This is a genomic window from Ligilactobacillus sp. MP3 (genome assembly GCF_024436335.1).
In the GTDB taxonomy this organism is placed as follows: domain Bacteria; phylum Bacillota; class Bacilli; order Lactobacillales; family Lactobacillaceae; genus Ligilactobacillus; species Ligilactobacillus salivarius.
Genome location: NZ_JANFQI010000021.1, coordinates 1 through 3006 on the forward strand (window position 1 = coordinate 1; position 3006 = coordinate 3006).

Consider the following 3006-nt stretch of genomic DNA (forward strand, 5'->3'; position numbering starts at 1 on the left):
GATTTTGTTCTTTGAAAACTAGATATTGATTTATTTCTTAAAAATAAACCGAGAACACCGCGTTTTAAAGAGTTTAAAACAAGAATTATAGTTCTTAATCGCTAAACTCATAACCTATTATCGTTAGATAATATTAGGTTAAGTTATTAAGGGCGTATGGTGGATGCCTTGGCACTAGGAGCCGATGAAGGACGTGACTAACTGCGATATGCTTCGGGGAGTTGTAAGTAAACTATGATCCGGAGATTTCCGAATGGGGAAACCTAACAGGTTTTACCGCCTGTTATCACTAAGTGAATTCATAGCTTAGTTGAAGGTAGACGTGGGGAACTGAAACATCTAAGTACCCACAGGAAGAGAAAGAAATTCGATTCCCTCAGTAGCGGCGAGCGAACCGGGAAGAGCCCAAACTAAGAAGCTTGCTTCTTAGGGTTGTAGGACTGAACATTTGAGTTACCAAGAAATGAAGTAGTTGAATAATCTGGGAAGATTAGCCAAAGAGAGTGATAGCCTCGTAAGCGAAACTTCGTTTCCTCAGTTCAGGATCCTGAGTACGGCGGAACACGTGAAACTCCGTCGGAATCCGGGAGGACCATCTCCCAAGGCTAAATACTACCTAGTGACCGATAGTGAACCAGTACCGTGAGGGAAAGGTGAAAAGCACCCCGGGAGGGGAGTGAAATAGTTCCTGAAACCATATGCCTACAAGTAGTCAGAGCTCGTTAATGAGTGATGGCGTGCCTTTTGTAGAATGAACCGGCGAGTTACGTTAGCGTGCGAGGTTAAGGAGGAAAGTCCGGAGCCGTAGCGAAAGCGAGTCTGAATAGGGCGAGATAGTACGTTGACGTAGACCCGAAACCAGGTGACCTACCCATGTCCAGGTTGAAGGTGCGGTAAAACGCACTGGAGGACCGAACCCGTGTATGTTGAAAAATGCTGGGATGAGGTGTGGGTAGAGGTGAAATTCCAAACGAACTTGGAGATAGCTGGTTCTCTCCGAAATAGCTTTAGGGCTAGCCTCGGAGTTAAGAATCGTGGAGGTAGAGCACTGTTTGGACTAGGGGCCCGTCTTGGGTTACTGAATTCAGATAAACTCCGAATGCCACAGATTTATATCCGGGAGTCAGACTGCGAGTGATAAGATCCGTAGTCGAAAGGGAAACAGCCCAGACCACCGATTAAGGTCCCAAAATATGTGTTAAGTGGAAAAGGATGTGGAATTGCATAGACAACTAGGATGTTGGCTTAGAAGCAGCCACCATTTAAAGAGTGCGTAATAGCTCACTAGTCGAGTGATCCTGCGCCGAAAATGTAACGGGGCTAAACACATTACCGAAATCGTGGATGTACCGTAAGGTACATGGTAGGAGAGCGTTCTAAGGACGGCGAAGCTAGACCGTAAGGACTGGTGGAGTGCTTAGAAGTGAGAATGCCGGTATGAGTAGCGAAAGATCAGTGAGAATCTGGTCCACCGTATGACTAAGGTTTCCTGGGGAAGGCTCGTCCTCCCAGGGTTAGTCGGGACCTAAGCCGAGGCCGAGAGGCGTAGGCGATGGATAACAGGTTGAGATTCCTGTACTGGTTAAACTTGTTTGAACAATGGAGGGACGCAGGAGGCTATCGATGCGTACTGTTGGATATGTACGTTCAAGCAACAAGTCTGTAGATGAGTCAAATGCTTATCTACTTAAGGACAAGTTGTGATGAGGAGCGAAATTTAGTAGCGAAGTGAGAGACGTCACACTGCCAAGAAAAGCTTCTAGTTAGAGTTTAATCACCCGTACCGCAAACCGACACAGGTAGTCGAGGCGAGTAGCCTAAGGTGAGCGAGAGAACTCTCGTTAAGGAACTCGGCAAAATGACCCCGTAACTTCGGGAGAAGGGGTGCTGAGCGCAAGCTCAGCCGCAGTGAATAGGCCCAGGCGACTGTTTATCAAAAACACAGGTTTCTGCAAAATCGTAAGATGAAGTATAGGGGCTGACGCCTGCCCGGTGCTGGAAGGTTAAGAGGATGGGTTAGCGTAAGCGAAGCTCAGAATTGAAGCCCCAGTAAACGGCGGCCGTAACTATAACGGTCCTAAGGTAGCGAAATTCCTTGTCGGGTAAGTTCCGACCCGCACGAAAGGCGTAACGATCTGGGCACTGTCTCAACGAGAGACTCGGTGAAATTATAATACCCGTGAAGATGCGGGTTACCCGCGACAGGACGGAAAGACCCCATGGAGCTTTACTGTAGCTTGATATTGGGTGTTTGTACAACTTGTACAGGATAGGTAGGAGCCGTAGAAGTCGGAACGCTAGTTTCGATGGAGGCATTGGTGGGATACTACCCTCGTTGTATGAACACTCTAACCCTCGCCGGCAATCACGGCGGGAGACAGTGTCAGGTGGGCAGTTTGACTGGGGCGGTCGCCTCCTAAAAGGTAACGGAGGCGCCCAAAGGTTCCTTCAGAATGGTTGGAAATCATTCGCAGAGTGTAAAGGCATAAAGGAGCTTGACTGCGAGACCTACAAGTCGAGCAGGGACGAAAGTCGGGCTTAGTGATCCGGTGGTTCCGTATGGAAGGGCCATCGCTCAACGGATAAAAGCTACCCTGGGGATAACAGGCTTATCTCCCCCAAGAGTTCACATCGACGGGGAGGTTTGGCACCTCGATGTCGGCTCATCGCATCCTGGGGCTGTAGTCGGTCCCAAGGGTTGGGCTGTTCGCCCATTAAAGCGGTACGCGAGCTGGGTTCAGAACGTCGTGAGACAGTTCGGTCCCTATCCGTCGCGGGCGTAGGAAATTTGAGAGGATCTGTCCTTAGTACGAGAGGACCGGGATGGACATACCGCTGGTGTACCAGTTGTTCCGCCAGGAGCATCGCTGGGTAGCTAAGTATGGATGAGATAAACGCTGAAAGCATCTAAGTGCGAAACTCACCTCGAGATAAGATTTCCCATTACGTAAGTAAGTAAGATCCCTGAAAGATGATCAGGTAGATAGGATGGAAGTGGAAGTGCTG

At 48.9% G+C, this 3006-nt stretch carries 1 rRNA gene; it reads left to right on the forward strand.

The window, feature by feature from the left end:
- Nucleotides 1–136: 136 nt before the first annotated feature.
- Nucleotides 137–3006, forward strand: a 23S ribosomal RNA gene (locus NOU10_RS09115); the annotation flags it as partial.